Annotated in this window: 16 protein-coding genes and 1 pseudogene; all 17 read right to left on the bottom strand. The window is 71.4% G+C overall.

Translation table 11 applies throughout. The annotated features are described in order from the left end of the window. Positions 1–332: hypothetical protein (locus tag ACZ6JE_RS14380; RefSeq protein ID WP_464319382.1), on the bottom strand; the 332-nt coding region annotated here is incomplete at its 3' end. A gap of 379 nt (positions 333–711) precedes the next feature. Next, on the bottom strand, positions 712–2,160 hold the full coding sequence (der, locus tag ACZ6JE_RS14375; protein ID WP_371740743.1) for a ribosome biogenesis GTPase Der: 1,449 nt from the start codon (positions 2,158–2,160) through the stop codon (positions 712–714). 72 nt (positions 2,161–2,232) lie between these two features. Beyond that, entirely contained in the window at positions 2,233–3,057 is an 825-nt protein-coding gene (cmk, locus tag ACZ6JE_RS14370; RefSeq protein WP_197981877.1) for a (d)CMP kinase, read from the bottom strand. Beyond that, a complete protein-coding gene (locus tag ACZ6JE_RS14365; protein ID WP_464319383.1) occupies positions 3,054–4,190 on the bottom strand; it encodes a prephenate dehydrogenase in 1,137 nt (378 codons plus the stop codon). Before ACZ6JE_RS14365 ends, cmk begins: the two co-directional genes overlap by 4 nt. Before the next feature lie 1,415 nt (positions 4,191–5,605). Then, positions 5,606–6,388, bottom strand: a pseudogene (locus tag ACZ6JE_RS14360) (pseudouridine synthase); the annotation flags it as partial. Next, complete coding sequence (gene scpB / locus ACZ6JE_RS14355; protein ID WP_464319381.1) at positions 6,378–6,995, bottom strand: SMC-Scp complex subunit ScpB; 618 nt, start codon at positions 6,993–6,995, stop codon at positions 6,378–6,380. The gene scpB and the pseudogene ACZ6JE_RS14360, both read right to left, overlap by 11 nt. Further along, on the bottom strand, positions 6,985–7,827 hold the full coding sequence (locus ACZ6JE_RS14350; RefSeq protein WP_464319380.1) for a segregation and condensation protein A: 843 nt from the start codon (positions 7,825–7,827) through the stop codon (positions 6,985–6,987). Before ACZ6JE_RS14350 ends, scpB begins: the two co-directional genes overlap by 11 nt. After that, positions 7,811–8,722, bottom strand: coding sequence for a ParA family protein (locus ACZ6JE_RS14345; RefSeq protein WP_192060563.1), 912 nt, complete (start codon positions 8,720–8,722; stop codon positions 7,811–7,813). The genes ACZ6JE_RS14350 and ACZ6JE_RS14345 overlap by 17 nt, the downstream gene beginning before the upstream one ends. 95 nt (positions 8,723–8,817) lie before the next feature. After that, positions 8,818–9,762: a site-specific tyrosine recombinase XerD gene (locus ACZ6JE_RS14340; RefSeq protein WP_464319379.1), complete on the bottom strand. Its 945-nt coding sequence runs from the start codon at positions 9,760–9,762 to the stop codon at positions 8,818–8,820. A 25-nt stretch (positions 9,763–9,787) separates the two neighbouring features. After that, entirely contained in the window at positions 9,788–10,348 is a 561-nt protein-coding gene (locus ACZ6JE_RS14335) for an NUDIX domain-containing protein (RefSeq protein ID WP_464319378.1), read from the bottom strand. Next, positions 10,345–12,069 (bottom strand): CTP synthase, encoded by a 1,725-nt coding sequence (locus tag ACZ6JE_RS14330; protein WP_320477338.1) that lies wholly within the window; start codon positions 12,067–12,069, stop codon positions 10,345–10,347. Before ACZ6JE_RS14330 ends, ACZ6JE_RS14335 begins: the two co-directional genes overlap by 4 nt. Positions 12,070–12,219: 150 nt before the next feature. Next, on the bottom strand, positions 12,220–13,926 hold the full coding sequence (gene recN, locus ACZ6JE_RS14325; RefSeq protein WP_464319377.1) for a DNA repair protein RecN: 1,707 nt from the start codon (positions 13,924–13,926) through the stop codon (positions 12,220–12,222). Beyond that, complete coding sequence (locus ACZ6JE_RS14320) at positions 13,923–14,843, bottom strand: NAD kinase (protein WP_243215675.1); 921 nt, start codon at positions 14,841–14,843, stop codon at positions 13,923–13,925. The genes recN and ACZ6JE_RS14320 overlap by 4 nt, the downstream gene beginning before the upstream one ends. A gap of 5 nt (positions 14,844–14,848) precedes the next feature. Next, positions 14,849–15,673 carry a TlyA family RNA methyltransferase gene (locus ACZ6JE_RS14315; RefSeq protein ID WP_464319376.1) on the bottom strand — a complete coding sequence of 275 codons (825 nt, stop codon included), beginning with the start codon at positions 15,671–15,673 and terminating at the stop codon, positions 14,849–14,851. Further along, positions 15,670–15,858, bottom strand: a complete 189-nt coding sequence (locus tag ACZ6JE_RS14310) for a hypothetical protein (RefSeq protein WP_192060570.1) — start codon at positions 15,856–15,858, stop codon at positions 15,670–15,672. The genes ACZ6JE_RS14315 and ACZ6JE_RS14310 overlap by 4 nt, the downstream gene beginning before the upstream one ends. 13 nt (positions 15,859–15,871) lie before the next feature. After that, complete coding sequence (locus ACZ6JE_RS14305) at positions 15,872–16,876, bottom strand: HAD-IIA family hydrolase (protein WP_243215668.1); 1,005 nt, start codon at positions 16,874–16,876, stop codon at positions 15,872–15,874. Continuing rightward, on the bottom strand, positions 16,869–17,687 hold the full coding sequence (locus tag ACZ6JE_RS14300; RefSeq protein ID WP_464319375.1) for a hypothetical protein: 819 nt from the start codon (positions 17,685–17,687) through the stop codon (positions 16,869–16,871). Before ACZ6JE_RS14300 ends, ACZ6JE_RS14305 begins: the two co-directional genes overlap by 8 nt. Positions 17,688–18,394: the final 707 nt, after the last annotated feature.

Below are 18,394 nucleotides of genomic sequence, written 5' to 3'. Positions count from 1 at the left end.
GCCCCAGCCCCAGCCGCGACCCTCGACGAGACGTCGCGAACCGCACCCCCACCCGCCGACACCCCCGTCGCGAGTGCCGAGTCGGTGCGCCCGACCTCACGCACGAACGCCGCGGGGAACAGACTCAGGCGCTCGAGCACCCCACCCAGGAACTCGACACGACGACGGAGCTGCCGCGTCGTCTCGTCGAGCGCCTCGGCCACCCGGGCGGCCCCCACCGCGTCGGACGACCCTCGGGTCAGAGCCGCGTCGAACCCGATGTCTCCCCGCGCCCCCGACACGGCCGATGCCACCCCCGACAACGCCGACTCGTCGACCTGCAGATCCGCCACTCGCTCCCTCTTCCACCTCGCCCCACGGCTTCGCATACCGTACGTGATTCACATCACACTAGCAAGGTGAACGAGGGGGTCAGGACATCGTGGAGACGCTCTGCCCGGCCGACGCCTGTGGAGGGAGGGTCGATCACGGCCCAGGAGGCGCGGTGCGAGATCGGCCCGGCATCCCTCGAGTCCGCAGATCGCCGCACTCTCACCGCCACCGACTCGACACCCCGCCACCAGATCAGATGGCGGGGTGTCGACAAGGTGGCGGCGTATCACGGACGCCCAGCCCCACACCGCCGCAGCCCCACAACGCGAGAAGGTGGACACAGCACCAGGCTTAAACCCGGCGTCGTGTCCACCTTCTGGCGTCGAGCGACCAGCCCGACTACGCGCGCTTGCGCTTCTCGCGCACCCGCATGTTCACGGTGATCGGCGTCCCCTCGAAGCCGAAGATCTCGCGCAGGCGGCGCGTGATGAAGCGGCGGTACTGCGGGTCGAGGAACCCGGTCGTGAAGAGCACGAAGGTCGGCGGGCGGTTGGCCGCCTGGGTGCCGAACAGGATGCGCGGCTGCTTGCCCGAGCGCAGCGGGTGCGGGTGCTCGGCGACGAGCTCGGCGAGCAGGGCGTTGAACTTCCCGGTGGGGATGCGGGTGTCCCACGACTCGAGGGCGAGCTCGAGCGCGGGCACGAGCTTCTCGAGGTGGCGACCGGTGCGGGCCGAGATGTTGACGCGCGGCGCCCACGACACGTGATCCAGGTCTTGTTCGATCTCGCGCTCGAGGTAGCGGCGACGGTCGTCGTCCAAGAGGTCCCACTTGTTGAACGCGAGCACGAGCGCGCGGCCCGACTCGAGCACCAGGTCGATGATCCGCAGGTCTTGAGTCGAGATCGACTCGGTGACGTCGATGACGACGACGGCCACCTCCGCCTTCTCCAGCGCGGCCGACGTGCGGAGCGACGCGTAGAAGTCGGCGCCCTGCTGGAGGTGCACGCGCTTGCGGATGCCGGCGGTGTCGACGAAGGTCCACACGCGCCCGGCGATCTCGACCTGCTCGTCGACGGGGTCGCGGGTCGTGCCCGCGAGCTCGTTGACGACGACGCGCTCTTCGCCGGCCGCCTTGTTCAGCAGCGAGCTCTTGCCGACGTTCGGGCGACCGAGGATCGCGACGCGGCGGGGCCCGCCGATCTCCTCCTTCGCCACGGTCGACACCGCTGGCAGCTTCGTCATGCAGAGGTCGAGCAGGTCGGCGACGTTGCGACCGTGCACCGCCGAGGCGGGGAACGGCTCGCCGAGACCGAGCGACCAGAGCGATGCGGCCTCGAGGTCCTTGCGGGCGTCGTCGCTCTTGTTGGCGACGAGGATGACGGGCTTGTGCGAGGCGCGCAGCATGCGCACGACGGCCTCGTCGGTGGCGGTCGCTCCGACGTTCACGTCGACGACGAACAGCACGGCGTCGGCGAGGTCGACGGCGATCTCGGCCTGCATGGCGACGGACTTGTCGATGCCGATGGCGTCGGGCTCCCACCCGCCGGTGTCGACGAGGGTGAAGCGACGCCCGCCCCACTCGGCCTTGTACGAGACGCGGTCGCGCGTGACGCCGGGCTTGTCTTCGACGACGGCCTCGCGCCTCCCGAGGATCCGGTTGACCATGGCGCTCTTGCCGACGTTCGGGCGACCGACGATGGCGAGCACCGGCAGGGCCGGCGCGTAGGTGAGGGCGTCAGGGTCCCATTCGCCGCCCTCGAGGACGTTGACGTCTTCTTCGTCGAGGTCGTAATCGGCCAGGCCGGCGCGCAGTGCGCGAGCGCGCTGGTCGGCGTCTTCGTCGGGCATCGCCTGGATGCGGCCGACCATCTGCTCGTCGAGCTCGGGGTACTTGTCGTCGTCTGCCATGGTGATTCCTTATTAAGAGGGGGTGCTCGCTCGCACGAGCCCGACCACGGCGTTCACCGTCTGGTCGAAGTCGAGATGGGTGGAGTCGACAGTCGACACGCCGGGGGCGGCGGTCATGAAGTCGACGACCTTGCTGTCAAGCCGGTCACGGTTCGACAGCTGCCGAGCTGTCTCATCGGCACTCTGCCCGGTGACCTCGGCGGAACGCCTGGCCATTCTAGCCTCTTCGGTCGCCGTCAGCAGGATCCGCACCTGGGCATCGGGTGCGACGACGGTCGTGATGTCGCGCCCCTCGGTCACGATGCCGGGCTTCTCGGTCGACGCGATGATGCGGCGGAAGAGGTCGACCATGTACCGACGCACCTCCGGCAGCTTCGCGACGTGGCTCACGGCGGTGGTGACCCGCGGGGTCCGGATCTCGTCCGTCACGTCGCGACCGTCGATCGTCACCGAGGAGGCGCGGGCCGGGTCGATCGTGATGTCGTACCGGAACGAGGGCAGCACCCCGATGATCGCCTCGGCGTCGTCGAGGTCGACGCCGCTGTCGAGGGCGTGCAGGGCGAAGGCCCGGTAGGCGGCCCCTGTGTCTTGGTAGTCGAACCCGAGGGCCGACGCGGAGGCGCGGCTCACGCTCGACTTCCCGCTGCCGGCCGGGCCGTCGACGGCCACCACGAGGTGACGGTGCACGGCCTCGGCGGTCTCGTCGCGCAGCTCGGCGGTGTGGGCCTCGCCGGCCGGCCCGCCCACGCCGTGCTCGCCGGGCGAGCGCTCGACGTCGAGGGCCGGGTCGACGGCGGGGTCGACGCCCGGGTCGACGGTGGGCTCGGTGCCGCTCATGCGAACGCCCCCGCGATGGTCCAGCCGCGCCGTTCGAGTTCGGCGACGAGTCGTTGTTCTTGGTCGGGCACGATGGCCACCTCCGCGAGTCCTACCGGGGCGCCGGGCGAGTGCTCCAGGCGCAGGTCTTCCAGGTTGACGCCGATCTCACCGATCTCGGTGAGCAGCCGGGCGAGCTGCCCCGGGGTGTCGTCGACGAGCACGATCACCGAGCTGAACTGGGTCGTCGAGCCGTGCTTGCCGGGCAGGCGCGAGACTCCCCCGTTGCCGGCGCCGATCGCCTCGGCCACGGCCCGGCGTGCGCCGGGCGCCTCGGGGGCGGCGAGCGCGCCGATGACCCCGTCGAGGTCGACGCGCAGGGCGCGCAGCACCTCGACGACGCGCGAGGCGTTCGCCCCGAGGATCTGCACCCAGAGCGCCGGATCGCTGGCGGCGATGCGGGTGACGTCGCGCACGCCCTGGCCGGCGAGGTCGAGCGACGAATCGGGGGCGTCGGCGAGTCGGCTGGCCATGAGGCTGGCGACGACCTGGGGCACGTGGCTGACGAGCGCGACGCCGGCGTCGTGCTCGTCGGGGGTCATCTCGATCGGGGTGGCCCCGAGATCGAGGGCGAGGTCTTCCACGGCCGCGGCGCGTCGGTAGGTGATGTCGTCGTGCCCGGCGATGACCCACGGGCGGCCGATGAAGAGGTCGGCGCGGGCCGAGACGGCTCCGCCCCGTTCGCGACCGGCCATGGGGTGCGAACCGATGTAGCGCGAGACGTCGGCCCCGAGTGCTCGCAGCTCGACCAGGGGCGCGACCTTGACCGACGCGACGTCGGTGACCAGCGCATCCGGGAACCTCTCGAGCTCGGTCGCGACGATGGTCGCGGTGACGTCGGGCGGCACGGCGACGACGACCAGCGTCGGCCGGTCGTCGTTCGCGGGTGCGCGACCCGCGCCGTAGTCGATGGCGAGGCTGCGGGCGGCCGGCGAGACGTCGTCGAGGATGACGTCGACGCCGTGCTGCCTGAGCCGCAGCCCGATGCTCGTGCCGAGCAGGCCGGAGCCCACGATCCGCACCTGACCGGTCAGCCGTCGGCTGCCGTCGGCGAGATCGTGGGCGTCTGCCTGCTCGTCGGTCTGTTCGTCGATGCCGACCGCGTCAGCCGAGGAGGCGCGGGTCGGCTCGGTCACGACCGGCCACCCCCGCGAGGACCACGCCCTCCGTCGTCGCCACGGGGCTTGTACGGACGGTCGCCGCCGCGCGACCCCCCGCGACGGTCGTCGCCGCCGCGGTCGTCACGAGCGGGACCGCCACGCGAGCCGCCACGGTCGTCGCGTCCCTGGTAGCCGCCGCGGTCGGCGCCACGGTCGTTGCGACCCTGGTAGCCGCCACGGTCTCCGCCGCGCTGCTCGCCACCACGGTCGTTCCGACCCTGGTAGCCGCCGCGCTCGGAGGAGCCGCCGTCGCGTCCCTGGTAGCCCCCACGGTCGTTGCGACCCTGGTAGCCGCCGCGCTCGGCACCACGGTCGTCACGACCCTGGTATCCGCCACGCTCGGCACCGCGGTCGTCGCGACCCTGGTATCCGCCGCGGTCGCCGCTGCGGTCCTCACGACCGCCACGGCCGGGGCCGCCGGCGCGGACGCCGGAGGGACGCCCGGTGCGGGGGTCGCGGTTCTGGTCGCGGTTCGGGTAGCCCGCCGCACGCTCTTCGCCGGGGCTCAGCGGACGGTCGCCGCCGCGGGCGCCGGGCCCGCCACGGTCGTCACGCGAGACGAAGCCGCCGCGCTCGGGTCGGCCGCCACGGTCGTCGCGCGACACGAAGCCGCCGCGATCCGGGCGTCCGCCGCGCTCAGGGCGCGCACCACGCTCGTCGCGGTTGTACCCGCCGCGGTCAGGGCGCGCACCACGGTCGTCACGGCTGTACCCGCCGCGCTCGGGCCGGGCACCGCGGTCGTCGCGGTCGTAGCCGCCACGCTCGGGTCGGCCGCCACGCTCGTCACGGTTGTAGCCGCCACGCTCAGGGCGACCGCCACGCTCGTCACGGTTGTAGCCGCCACGCTCAGGTCGCGCACCGCGGTCGTCACGGGCGGATCCACCCTGCGCCGCGCCTCCTCGGCTGCTGCTGTAACCACCGCGGTCGTCACGGGAGCCGTAGCCGCGGTCGTCACGAGCCGGGCGGGCGCCACGGTCGTCACGCGAGCCGTAACCGCGGTCGTCACGAGCCGGCCGAGCCCCACGGTCGTCACGCGAGCCGTACCCACCACGGTCGTCACGAGCCGGGCGAGCCCCGCCCGCACCGCGGTCGTCGCGCGTCTCGCGGCGGCCGGCCTGCTGGCGGCGCACCTCCGAGCGTCGTGACGTGGCGGCACCGGTGTCGCCCTTGAAGCCGGACGGGCCCCGGCGGCGCTTGGCGTCGCGGGCGTCGGTCGCGGGGTCGAACTCGTCGTCGTCCTCGTCGTAGAACTCCTTCTCGACCTCGTCGTCGTCGAGGGCGACCTCGACCACGTCGGCCTCGACGACCGGCGCATCGGCGCTCTCGGTCACCGGGGCGGCGTCGACCCTGGGCGAGGGCGTCGCGTCGCGCGCGATCGTGAGGATCGCCCCGAGCTCGGCCTTGTTCAGCGTGCGCATGTGGCCGACCTTCAGCGTGCCGAGGTGCAGCGGCCCGAACGAGCGGCGCACGAGGTCGATGACGGGGTGGCCCACGGCCTCGAGCATGCGGCGGACGACGCGGTTACGACCCGAGTGCAGCGTGATCTCGATCAGCGACGAGTCGTTCGAGCGCGACAGCCCCGCGCCGCCGCCGACGAGCGCGGCCTTGTCGGCGGAGATGGGGCCGTCGTCGAGCTCGACGCCCGACAGCAGCTGGGCGATGACGTTGGGCGTGATGACGCCGCGCACCTTCGCGATGTAGGTCTTGGTGACACCGAACGAGGGGTGCGCCAGCACGTGGGCCAGCTCGCCGTCGTTGGTCAGCAGCAGCAGACCCGAGGTCTCGACGTCGAGGCGGCCGACGTTGAAGAGGCGCTCTTCGAACTCGTTGGTGAACTGACGGAGGTCGGGTCGCTCGTTCTCGTCGCTCAGCGTGCTGACCACGCCGACGGGCTTGTTCAGCATGACGTAGCGGCGCGTCGTGTCGAGCTGCACGGCGCTGCCGTCGACGACGACCTTGTCTTTGTCGGGGTCGATGCGTCGACCGGCCTCGGTGACGACCTTGCCGTTGACCGTGACCCGGCCGGCGGCGATCAGGTCTTCGGAGACGCGACGCGAGGCCACGCCCGCCGCGGCCATGACCTTCTGCAGGCGCTCGCCCGAGGGCAGCTCGGACTCGTTCTCAGGCGACATCGTCGAACCCTTCTTGACCGTCGGAGAGCAGCGGGGAGATGAGCGGCAGCTCATCGAGTGAATTGAGGCCGAGATGGGTCAACAGGAGTTCCGTCGTTTCGTAGGTGATGGCTCCGGTCTCGGAGTCGGTGGCCGACTCGGTGATGAGACCGCGCCCGAGCAGCGTGCGTACGACCGAGTCGACGTTCACCGCGCGGATCTGCGCGATGCTGCTGCGGGTGATGGGTTGCTTGTAGGCGATGACCGCCAGCGTCTCGAGAGCCGCCTGCGACAGTCTGGACGGGTTCTGCGTCAGCACGAAATCGCGGACGACCGGGTCGAACTCGGGGCGGACGTAGAATCGCCAGCCGCCGCCCACCTCGCGCAGCTCGAATCCGCGCCGGGTGCCGCCGTCGGCGCCGTCGAAGTCCGCCACGAGCGACTCGACGGCCTGGCGCACCGCCGCCGTCGGAGCACCGACCGCGGTCGCCAGCGATACGAGCGACTGCGGCTCGTCGGCCACCATGAGGATCGCCTCGAGCGAGCGGGCGATCGCCTGCCCCGAGGAGGCGCGGGTCGCCGAGGAGGCGCGGGTCGCCTCGCGAGTGCCGGTCGCCTCAGTCGTCATAGTCGGCCCCCAGGCTGTCGAGCGCCTCGTCGTTCCAGTCGAGCGCCGTCCATCGGACGCTGAGCTCGCCGAGCGGCTCGATCTGCTCGAACGAGATGACGGCGTGACGGTAGAGCTCGAGCAGTGCCAGGAACCTCGCGACGACGACGCCGCGCTCGTCGACGCCCGACACGAGCTCGCGGAAGGTCAGGGTGCCGCGGTCTCGCAGCATCGAGACGACGACGGCCGCCTGCTCGCGGATGCTGATGAGCGGGGCGTGCAGGTGGTCGAGCCCGACCGTCGGCAGCTCGCGCGGGGCGAGCGCGAGGGTCGCGAGGGCGGCGAAGTCGTCGGGGCTGAGCGTCCAGACGAGCTCGGGGGTCGTCACCCGGTACTTCTGCTCGAGCCGCACCGATCGAGCGTGCCGGGCCGCTTCGGCCGTGCCGTGCTCGCCGAACCACTCGGCGGCCTGCTTGAACGCCCGGTACTGCAGCAGCCGGGCGAAGAGCAGGTCGCGCGCCTCGAGCAGCGCGACGTCTTCGGCGTCAACGAGTTCGCCCTGCGGCAGCAGACCGGCGACCTTGAGATCGAGCAGGGTCGCGGCGACGACGATGAACTCGCTCGCCTGATCGAGGTTCTCGCCGGTATCGACCGTCTTGAGGTACGAGATGAAGTCGTCGGTGACGGCGCTCAGCGCGACCTCGGTGACGTCCATCTCACGTCTGCCGATCAGCGTCAGCAGCAGATCGAACGGGCCGCTGAAGTTCGACAGCGTGACCGCGAACCCGGTGCCGACGGCATCGGGGGCGGAGAGGGCGTCGGTGACGACGCTGGCGTCAGGCCGCGGCACCACGCGCGATCAGCTCTCGGGCCAACTGCCGGTAGGCCTGGGCCGCCGGGTGCTCGGGGGCGAACTGGGTGATGGGGGTGCCGGCCACGGATGCGTCGGGGAACTTCACGGTGCGGCCGATGACGGTCTCGAGCACCTCGTCGCCGAACGCCTCGACCACGCGCTCGAGCACCTCGCGGCTGTGCAGCGTGCGCGAGTCGAACATGGTCGGCAGGATGCCGTCGAGCGTGATGGCGGGGTTGAGACGGTCGCGGACCTTCTCGATCGTCTCGACCAGCAGGGCCACACCGCGCAGGGCGAAGAACTCGCACTCGAGCGGGATGAGCACGCCGTGCGCGGCGGTCAGCGCGTTGACGGTCAGCAGACCGAGCGAGGGCTGGCAGTCGATCAGGATGACGTCGTACTCGTCGCTGACCTGACGGATGATGCGGGCCAGGATCTGCTCGCGGGCGACCTCGTTGACCAGGTGCACCTCGGCGGCCGAGAGGTCGATGTTCGCCGGCATGACGTCGAGGTTCTCGACTCGGGTGGGGACGATGACCGCGTGCGCGTCGCGCTCGGTGCCGATCATCAGGTCGTAGACCGTGGCCTGGTCGTGCGCCTGCACGCCGAGCCCCGCGGTGAGGGCGCCCTGGGGGTCGAAGTCGATGGCGAGCACGCGTCGGCCGTATTCGGCGAACGAGGCGCCGAGGTTGATGGTCGTCGTGGTCTTGCCGACACCGCCCTTCTGGTTGCAGAGGGTGATGATGCGCGCCGGGCCGTGACCGTCGAGACGCTCGGGGACGGCGAACTCGGTGCGAGGGCGACCGGTGGGGCCGTTGACCGGCCCGGTCGACGCCGGGGTCGACGGAGCGGCCTCGAAGAGGGCGGGTGTGCTCGATGTCGGCTTGGTGCTCACACGACGATGGTAACGGCGACCCCCGACACCGGCGGTCTGCCGCGCCCGACCCGAGGGCGAAGAAGGTTCATGCCTTGCCTGAGGGTTTTACCTGGTCAGACACCAGGTGCCGCGGCAGGGCGCGGAGTCCGCCGACGCGCCCGGGGGTGCGCCTGCGAGTACATGTCGCGCAGCGCGTCGGCCGTCACGAGCGTGTAGATCTGCGTGGTCGCGACCGACGAGTGACCCAGCAGCTCCTGCACCACCCGCACGTCCGCGCCGCCCTCGAGCAGGTGCGTCGCGAACGAGTGGCGGAACGTGTGCGGCGAGACGTCGACGTCGAGCTCGGCCCGCTCGGCGGCCGCCTGGATCACCAGCCACGCGTTCTGACGCGACAGCCGAGCGCCGCGAGCGCCGAGGAAGAGCGCCGGCGTCGCCTCGCCCCGCACCGAGAACCCGGGGCGTGCGCGCACGAGGTAGTCGTCGAGAGCACGGCGGGCGAAGCTGCCGAGCGGCACGATGCGCTGCTTGCCGCCCTTGCCGAACAACCGGACGACGTCGCCCTCGATGACGTCGTCGACATTGAGCGACACCGCCTCGCTCACCCGTGCCCCGGTCGCGTAGAGCACCTCGAGCAGGGCCTTGTCGCGCACCCGCACGGGGTCGTCGCCATCGGTCGCGGCCAGCAGAGCCTCGATCTGCGCGACCGAGATCGCCTTCGGCAGGCGACCGGGCAGCTTGGGCGGACGCGTCGTCGCGGCCACGTCGATCTCGACCAGGCCCTCCTCGAGCAGGAACCGGTGCAGCCCCCTGACCGACGACAGCACGCGGGCGACGCTCGCCGCGCCGAGCGGTCTCTCGGCGCGGGTCGAGAGCGCGACCGGGAACGCGGCCACGTCGGCGACCGTGACGTCCCCCGGGGAGGCGCGGTGCGCCTCCTCGAGATGCCCCTGCCACAGTGCGAGATCGCGTCGATAAGCCGCCACCGTGTTGGCGGAGAGACCCCGCTCGACGGTGACGTGCCTCAGGTACCGGTCGACCGCCTCCTCGATGGTGGTCATGCGAGACCGGGCCGTCGGTGCGCGGTCAGCGCGAGGCGTGGGCCGCGAGGGCGGCGATGGCGAGGATGGAGTTCTGCAGCCGGCCGGCGAGCACACCCGAGACGATGTCGTCGAGGGCGACCCAGCGCACCTCGATATCGGCCTCCTCCGCCTCGCGGGCGAACGCCGTCTCGGTGGCCGAGACGCCCGTCGCCTGGAAGACCGTCACGGTCTCGTCGCTGCCGCCGGGGGTCGTGCGGAAGGTCACGAGCTCGCGCCAGTCGGTCGCCACGAGGTCGGCTTCCTCTGCGAGCTCGCGCTGAGCGGCGGCCAGCTTCGGCTCGCCGTCGACGTCGAGCAGACCGGCGGGGAGCTCCCACTCGCGCGACCGGATCGGGTGCCGGTACTGCCGGATCACGAGCACACGCGCCTCGTCGTCGACGGCGAGGATCGCGACGGCGCCGGTGTGGGCCACGTACTCTCGGACGATCGTCGAGCCGTCGTAGTCGAACGCGTCGCGGCGGATGTTCCAGACGGCTCCCTCGAAGACGACGTCGGACGACGTGATCTCGGGCTCGAAGGCCTCGTCGGCGAGCAGCTCGCTCATGCGCCGACCGTCTCGGCGTCGACGTGACCGACCTGACCGGCCTGGCCGGCGTCGTCCGCGTCGTCGGCGAACAGCCGGCTCGAGTTCTGACGCTCGAGCGACGCCTCGACGAGACCGCTGAACAGCGGGTGCGCGTGGTTCGGGCGCGACCGCAGCTCGGGGTGCGCCTGCGTGCCGATGTAGAACGGGTGCTCGCTGCGGTCGAGCTCGACGTACTCGACCAGGGTGCCGTCGGGCGACGTGCCCGAGAAGCGCAGGCCGGCGTCGGCGATCTGCTGACGGTACTGGTTGTTGACCTCGTAGCGGTGGCGGTGACGCTCGTCGACCAGCTCGGAGCCGTACAGCTCGGCCGCCAGCGAACCGGGTGTCAGCGCGGCCGGGTACAGGCCGAGGCGCATGGTGCCGCCGAGGTCGCCGCCGGCGATGATGTCGACCTGCTCCGCCATCGTCGCGATGACGGGGAACTCGGTCTCGGGGTCGAACTCGGACGAGGAGGCGCCGGCCAGGTCGGCCTCGTTGCGCGCGTACTCGATGACCATGCACTGCAGACCGAGGCACAGGCCGAGCGCGGGGATCTTGTTCTCGCGGGCGAACCGCAGGGCGCCGAGCTTGCCCTCGATGCCGCGGATGCCGAAGCCGCCGGGCACGCAGATCCCGTCGACCTGCGACAACGCGGCGGCCGCGCCCTCGGGCGTCTCGCAGTCGTCGGAGGGGATCCACACGAGCTTCGCCTTGGCCTGGTGCGCGAACGCCCCGGCCCGCAGCGCCTCGGTGACCGAGAGGTAGGCGTCGGGCAGGTCGATGTACTTGCCGACCAGACCGATGGTCACCTCGTGCTTGGGCTGGTGCACGGCGTCGAGCACGGTCTGCCAGCCCGACCAGTCGACCTCGCCGGCCTTCTCGTCGAGACCGAGGTGACGGATGATGTACGAGTCGAGGCCCTGCTCGTTCAGCATGGTGGGGATGTCGTAGATGCTCGCGACGTCCTTCGCATTGACGACGGCGTCTTCGTCGACGTCGCACATCAGGGCGATCTTCCGCTTGTTGCTCTCGCTGACGGGACGGTCGCTGCGGAGCACGAGGGCGTCGGGCTGGATGCCGATCGAACGGAGCGCCGCCACCGAGTGCTGCGTCGGCTTGGTCTTCTGCTCACCCGACGCGCCCATGTACGGCACGAGCGAGACGTGCACGAAGAAGACGTTCTTCCGACCGAGCTCGTGACGCACCTGACGGGCCGACTCGATGAACGGCTGGCTCTCGATGTCGCCGACCGTGCCGCCGACCTCGGTGATGATCACGTCGGGCTTGAGGTCGCCCTCGGCCTGCTGACGCATGCGTCGCTTGATCTCGTCGGTGATGTGCGGGATCACCTGCACGGTGTCGCCCAGGTACTCGCCGCGGCGCTCCTTCGCGATGACGGTCGAGTAGATCTGGCCGGTCGTGACGTTCGCGGCCTGATCGAGGTTGATGTCGAGGAACCGCTCGTAGTGCCCGATGTCGAGGTCGGTCTCGGCGCCGTCGTCGGTGACGAAGACCTCGCCGTGCTGGAAGGGGTTCATCGTGCCCGGGTCGACGTTGAGGTACGGGTCGAGCTTCTGCATCACGACGCGGAGTCCGCGGGCGGTCAGCAGGTTGCCGAGGCTGGCGGCGGTGAGGCCCTTGCCCAGCGACGAGACCACACCGCCGGTGACGAAGATGTGCTTCGTGACGGAGGGTGTCACCGAGTCGCTCGTGAGGCCGGCGCGGCCCGACGAGGCGGCGTCAGAAGGGCCGCCCCCGTCGATCGAAGAGGAATCAGGGCCCGAGTTCTGTACGTTCACCACGGGATTCCATCCTATGTCACGAGCGGGGCGCAGACCAGCCACGGGGTGTTACGAACGTGTGTCGGCTCGGTCTCGCGCCAGGTCGAGCAGTTCGCGGGCGTGGTCGAGCCCGCTCGTGCTGTCGGGCAGCCCTGAGAGCAGCCGCGCCATCTCGGCGACCCGGTCGTCGCCCTCGAGCTGCTGGACGCTGCTCGCGGTGACCTCGCCCGAGGCGTCCTTCACGACCCGCAGGTGGTTCGTGGCGAACGCGGCGACCTGGGCGAGGTGAGTCACGACGATGACCTGCGCTCGATCGGCCAGGGCGGCGAGCCGCCTGCCGATCTCGATCGCGGCCGAGCCGCCGACGCCGGCGTCCACCTCGTCGAACACGAAGGTGGGCACCTCGCTCGATCCGGCCATGACGACCTCGAGGGCGAGCATGACGCGCGACAGCTCGCCGCCCGACGCGCCCTTGCCGAGCGGTCGGGGCTCGCTGCCGGGGTGCGGCCGCAGCAGCAGCGACACGACGTCGGCCCCGGAGGCTCCGAGCTCGTCGCGAGGCGACACCTCGACGACGATCTCGGCGCCCGTCATTGCGAGGGCTCCGAGCTCGGCGCTGACGCGCTCGGACAGGTCCGCTCCGGAGGCGCGGCGCAGCTCGGTCAGTCGCGTCGCCCTGGTCTCCGCCTCGGCCCGGAACTCGCGCACCTCGTCGTCGAGCTGGACCAGCCGGTCGTCGTCGCCGTCGAGCTCGAGCAGACGACGGCTGCCGTCGTCGAGCAGACGGATGGCATCGTCGAGGGTCGGGCCGTGACGGCGGACGAGCGCCGACAGATCGGCGCGTCTGGTCTGAACGGCCTCGAGATCGCCGGCCGCGTCTCCGTCGAGACCACCGAGGTAGCTCGAGAGCCGAGACGACGTCTCGGAGACCTGCACGCTCATCTCGGCGAGCAGATCGGCGATCGGCCCGAGGGCCGGGTCGTGGGGTGCGACGCGATCGATCTGCCGGCGGGCCTCCTCCACGAGCCCGAGGACGTCGCGGGTGCCGTCGACGGCCTCGGTCGACAGGATCTCGTGGGCGAGCCCCGCGGCGAGACGCAGGTCTTCGGCGTTGCTCAGGCGTTCGGCGGTGGCGTCGAGCTCGTCGAGCTCGCCGGCGACGGGGGCGACGCCCTCGATCTCGGTGATGGCCGCCCGCAGGTCGTCCGCCTCGGCCCGGCGGGCGTCGCGGTCGCGGGTGATCTCGTCCAGCTCGGCACGCGCGGCCAGCCAGGCGTCGTACGCGACGCGGTACGACGCGGCGGCCTCGGCGAGCGGCGCTCCCCCGTGGGCGTCGACGGCGGCGCGCTGGGCGGCTGCCGACTTGAGGCGGATCTGCTCGGACTGCCCGTGCACGACGACGAGGTGGTCGGCGAGGTCTCCGAGCACGCCGATCGGTGCGGCACGACCGCCGACGATGGCGCGGCTGCGACCCTCGGCCGAGACGACGCGGCTGAGCAGCAGCTCGCCGTCGTCGACGTCGCCGCCGGCCTCGGTCACCCGATCGACGACCGGCCCGTCGGCGGCGACCAGCCAGCGCCCGTCGACGACGGCCTGACCGCTGCCCGAGCGGACGATGCCGCTCTCGGCACGCTGGCCGAGCAGCAGCCCCAGGGCCGTCACCACCATGGTCTTGCCTGCGCCCGTCTCGCCGGTGACGGCCGTAAAGCCGGGTCCGAGCGGAAGGGTGGCGCGACCGATCACGCCGAGGTCGCGGATCGAGATCTCCTCGATCACGAGGTGGCCGCCTGATCCGGACCGCGCCAACCGGTGACCGGCAGGTGGAACTTCGCGACGAGCCGGTCGGTGAACGGCCCCTGGCGCAGACGCGCCAGACGGACCGGCTGCGTCGACCGCGTGCACTCGACGCGGGCGCCCGGCGGCAGGTCGTGCTCTCGCCGACCGTCGCACCAGAGGATGCCCTTCGCCTCGGTGCGGTTCAGCACCTCGACGGCGAGCACGGAGTCGGGGCCCACCACGAGGGGGCGGGCGAAGAGCGCGTGAGCGCTGAGCGGCACCAGCAGCAGCGCCTGCACCTCGGGCCAGACGACGGGGCCGCCGGCCGAGAACGAGTACGCGGTCGAGCCGGTCGGGGTCGACATGACGACCCCGTCGCAGCCGAACGACGACAGGGGCCGACCGTCGACCTCGATGACGACCTCGAGCATCCGCTCACGCGACGCCTTCTCGACGGTCGCCTCGTTCATCGCCCAGGTCTGGTAGACGATCTCGCTGCCGTTGGTGACGGTCACGTCGAGGGCGAAGCGCTCTTCGACGTCGTAGTCGTGGGCGAGCACGCGCCGCACCGTGTCGGTCATCTCGTCGCGCTCGCTCTCGGCGAGGAACCCCACATGACCGAGGTTGACGCCGACGATGGGCGCCGAGGTGCCCCGGGTGAGCTCGGCGGCACGCAGGATGGTGCCGTCGCCGCCCAGCACGATCACGCACTCGAGGTCGTCGCAGCTCACGTCGTCGCCGAGGATGCCCACTCGCCCGAGACCCGGTTCGGCCGCCTTGATGTCGTCGAACTCGTCGTGGGGCAGCACCGGGACCACGTCGGCCGCCGCGAGCAGCCCGCAGACCACGAGGGCGGCGTCGATCGAGTCGCGTCGCCCCGTGTGCGAGACGACGAGGATGTGCCTAGTCGAAGTGATGTCTCTCACGCTCCCGTCAAGCTGTCGGCCGTGCTGAGCCATTCTGTCGGATTCGTCCCGGCGGAGGCCGAGAAGCGGACGCAGTACTCCTGATTCCCCGCGCCTCCCACCACCGGTGAGGGGATGAGCCCGGCGGTGCCGAGCCCCAGGTCGTGCGCGGCCCACATCACCGTCGTGACGGCCTCGATCCGCAACCCGGGGTCGTGCACGACGCCCTCGCGAATGCCCTGTCGTCCCACCTCGAACTGCGGCTTGATCAGCAGCACGAACTCGCTGTCCACACCAGCGCTCTCGACGAGCGCGGGCAGCACCATCGTCAGCGAGATGAACGAGACGTCGGCGACGACGAGGTCGATCGACGCGGACTCGGCCGACATCGAGCGCAGCTGCGGACGGGTCAGGTACCGCGCGTTGACGCCCTCGACGGTCGTCACGCGCGGGTCGGAGCGCACGCCGGCAGCCAGCTGGCCGTGCCCGACGTCGAGCGCGATCACGTGCCGCGCCCCGCGTTCGAGCAGCACCTGGGTGAAACCGCCGGTCGACGCTCCGACGTCGAGGGCCGTGCGACCGGCCGGGTCGACGCCGAACGAGTCGAGTGCGGCGATCAGCTTGTGGGCGGCTCGGCTGACGTAGTGGTCGAGCCCGGCGACCTCGACGCGATCGGCCTCGGACACGCGGGTCGAGGCTTTGAGCACGCCCGAGCCGTTGATCGACACGAGACCGTCGGCGAGCAGCCGGGCCGCATGCGTGCGCGATCGGGCGAGTCCGCGCCGGGCGAGCGCGGAGTCCAGGCGCTCCCCCTCCGCGGCGGGGGTCGTCGCGTCGCTCACGAGCCCTCATGCCCGTCCGCCGCGGCGCCTTCGAGGACGTCTCGCAGCTCGTCGTGGACCTCGCCGAACGCCGCCGCACGGTCACCCAGAGGCTGCTGTTCGATCTGCTGGAGGCGCGCCTCCAGACCCTCGACCGCCTCCGTCTGGTCCGTGGTCGGCACCGTCGTCTCGTGGTCCTCGCTCATGGTGGCGTCCACCTTAGTCAGCCGCGTGCAGGGCGGGGTCGACGTCGAGGGCGTAGATGGCGCGCTTCGTGCCCCAGACCGCTGCGGTGCCGGCTCGGACGAGATCGGTGGGGTCGGTGCCGGGCGAGAGCACCCGGACGACGTGCCCGCGGACCGCCACGCTCGCGTTCCGGACGCTGACGACGTGGACGTCGTCCTCGTCGTGCTCGACGACCTCGGGATACGGCTGCTGCAGCTCGCGCAGGTCGCCGACGATGAAGTCGGGTCGTGACGCGGCGTCGGCGGACAGCAGCTCCTTCGCACCGTCGATGCCGGTCAGCACGAGCGCGGAGAGCAGCCCGGCGCGGTTGGCGCCGATGATGTCTGTGTCGAGCCGGTCGCCGATGAACAGCGCCTTCGTCGCGCCGAAGCGTTCGACGGCAGCCGTGAAGATCGGCGTCTCGGGTTTGCCGGCGACCTCGGGCAGGCGCCCGACGGCCGTGTGGACGGCCGACACGAGCGTGCCGTTGCCGGGAGCGATGCCGCGCTCCTGCGGGATGGTCCAGTCCGTGTTCGTGGCGATCCACGGGATGCCGCGGTGCAGCGCGAACGACGCCTCGGCCAGCTGCGCCCAGCCCACCTCGGGGCTGAAGCCCTGCAGGACGGCGGCCGGCTCGTCGTCCGCTGAGCGGGTCACGACGTAGCCGTTCTCCTCGAGCACGGAGGTCAGCCCCTCGCCGCCCACCACCAGCACCGTCGAGCCTGCGGGCACGGTGTCGCCGAGGAGCCGCACGGCCGCCTGCGGGGACGTCACCACGTCGTCCGCGGTCACCTCCAGACCGTAGCCGCTCAGCTGGTTCGCGACAGCAGCGGCCGTGCGCGACGCGTTGTTCGTGATGTAGCCGACTCGGAGCGTCTCCGCGATGGTGGTCAGGGACTCGACCGCGTGCTCGATGGCCTGACTGCCCCTGTAGACGACGCCGTCGAGATCGGCCAGGACGGTGTCGACACCGTCGAGCGGTGCGGGGCCGTCAGCCACGGTCGCCCTCGTCGTCTGTCGAGGTCTCGTCGGCGGGAGCGGACTCCTCCACGGGAGCCTCCTCCGAAGAAGCCTGCTCGGCGGGGGCCTCTTCCGAAGAAGCCTGCTCGGCGGGGGCCTCCTCCGCAGAGTCGTCCTCCCACTCGATGTCCTCTTCGACGATCTCGATCGTCTCGCCGTCGTCGCCCTGCAGGTGACGGTCGATGGCGTCGGAGGCCCGCTCGGACAGTGCCCGCCACTCGTCGGCCTCGGTCTCCCGGCCGAGGTCGTCGAGCACCGTCGCGTACGCGTCGAACAGATCGGGGCTGTACGAGAAGGCCTTGGAGCGGTCGAGCTGAGGGATCTCGAGTTCACGGAGCGCGGCTTCCGCCTGACCGAGATCGAGGCGAGCACCCGACATGGCGATGGCGAGCTGCACGCGCACCGGCACGTCCAGGGTCGCCGGGTCCACGGAGCGACCGAGCTCCAGCGCGCGCTCCGGGCGCTCCAGACCTCGCTCGCTGTCGACCATCAGGGGGAGGTGGTCCTCGCGACCCGAGATGCGCCGGTAGGTGCGCAGCTCACGGAGCGCCATCGCGTAGTCACCCACCGTGTAGGCGGTGATGGCGATCGTCTCGCGGACGACGCCGATCCGACCGGCACGACGACCGGCCGAGAGAGCGTGCTTGTGCGCCTCCTCGGGGTCCTCCTCGATGAGGCGTCCGGCCATGACGAGGTGTCGGGCGACCCAGTCGGCGTTGTCCTTGCTGAGGGTCTTGAGCTCACCGCGGGCGACCTTGTCGAGGTCGCGGGGTTCCACGTCGTCGGGCACGTGGGCGACGTCCTGGGGCGGACGTACCGACTTGATGCCGAACGGGTCGCGATCCTCGGGAGTCTCGCGGGGGCGGAACGAGTCACGCCCGGAGCGAGGAGCGCCACCACCGCGCGGGGCACCACCGCCGCGACGATCGTCTCCCCCACCGTTGCGCCCCGAGGAGCCGCGATCCGATCGCTGAGGACGGTCACCGTACGAGGGGCGCTCGCCCCGACCCGCGCGCTCGCCGTACGACGGACGGTCACTGCGCTGGGGCCTCTCCCCCGACGTCGGACGATCGGTGCGCTGCGGCCGATCCCCCGACGACGGACGGTCGTTTCGCTGGGGCCGGCCTGCCGAAGACGGGCGGTCCGACCGTTGCGGTCGGTCACCGTACGACGGACGGTCACCGCGCGGCGGGCGGGAATCCCGTGGCTGATCGCGTCGAGGGCCTCCAGGCCCACTCGACGGTCGGCGGCCGGCAGCCGATCCGGAGTCGTCGGAGCGTCGGGGACGGTCGTTGCGGTCGTCGTCGTCTCGGTCACTCACGGAGGTACTCCCTAAAAATCTCTGCCAGCTGTTGTGTTGTAAGGGTCGACTCTACCAACCCGGAGCCTCGCCTGCAGACGGGGCGTTAAACGCAGAAAACCCCTTCCGAAGAAGGGGCTCTCTGATCTTACTAAAAGGAGTCCGGCGGTGTCCTACTCTCCCACAAGGTCCCCCTT

The sequence above is a fragment of the Frigoribacterium sp. AC759 genome (genome assembly GCF_979256015.1).
The sequence above is the reverse complement of the archived record's forward strand: the minus strand, read 5'-3'. Positions and strand labels throughout refer to the sequence as shown.

What these genes read in the sequence shown, in the direction of transcription:
- der (WP_371740743.1), bottom strand. Translation starts at nt 2,160, where the DNA reads ATGCCCGACGAAGACGCCGACCAGCGCGCTCGCGCACTGCGCGCCGGC.
- cmk (WP_197981877.1), bottom strand. Translation starts at nt 3,057, where the DNA reads ATGAGCGGCACCGAGCCCACCGTCGACCCGGGCGTCGACCCCGCCGTC.
- scpB (WP_464319381.1), bottom strand. Translation starts at nt 6,995, where the DNA reads ATGACGACTGAGGCGACCGGCACTCGCGAGGCGACCCGCGCCTCCTCG.
- ACZ6JE_RS14340 (WP_464319379.1), bottom strand. Translation starts at nt 9,762, where the DNA reads ATGACCACCATCGAGGAGGCGGTCGACCGGTACCTGAGGCACGTCACC.
- ACZ6JE_RS14335 (WP_464319378.1), bottom strand. Translation starts at nt 10,348, where the DNA reads ATGAGCGAGCTGCTCGCCGACGAGGCCTTCGAGCCCGAGATCACGTCG.
- ACZ6JE_RS14310 (WP_192060570.1), bottom strand. Translation starts at nt 15,858, where the DNA reads ATGAGCGAGGACCACGAGACGACGGTGCCGACCACGGACCAGACGGAG.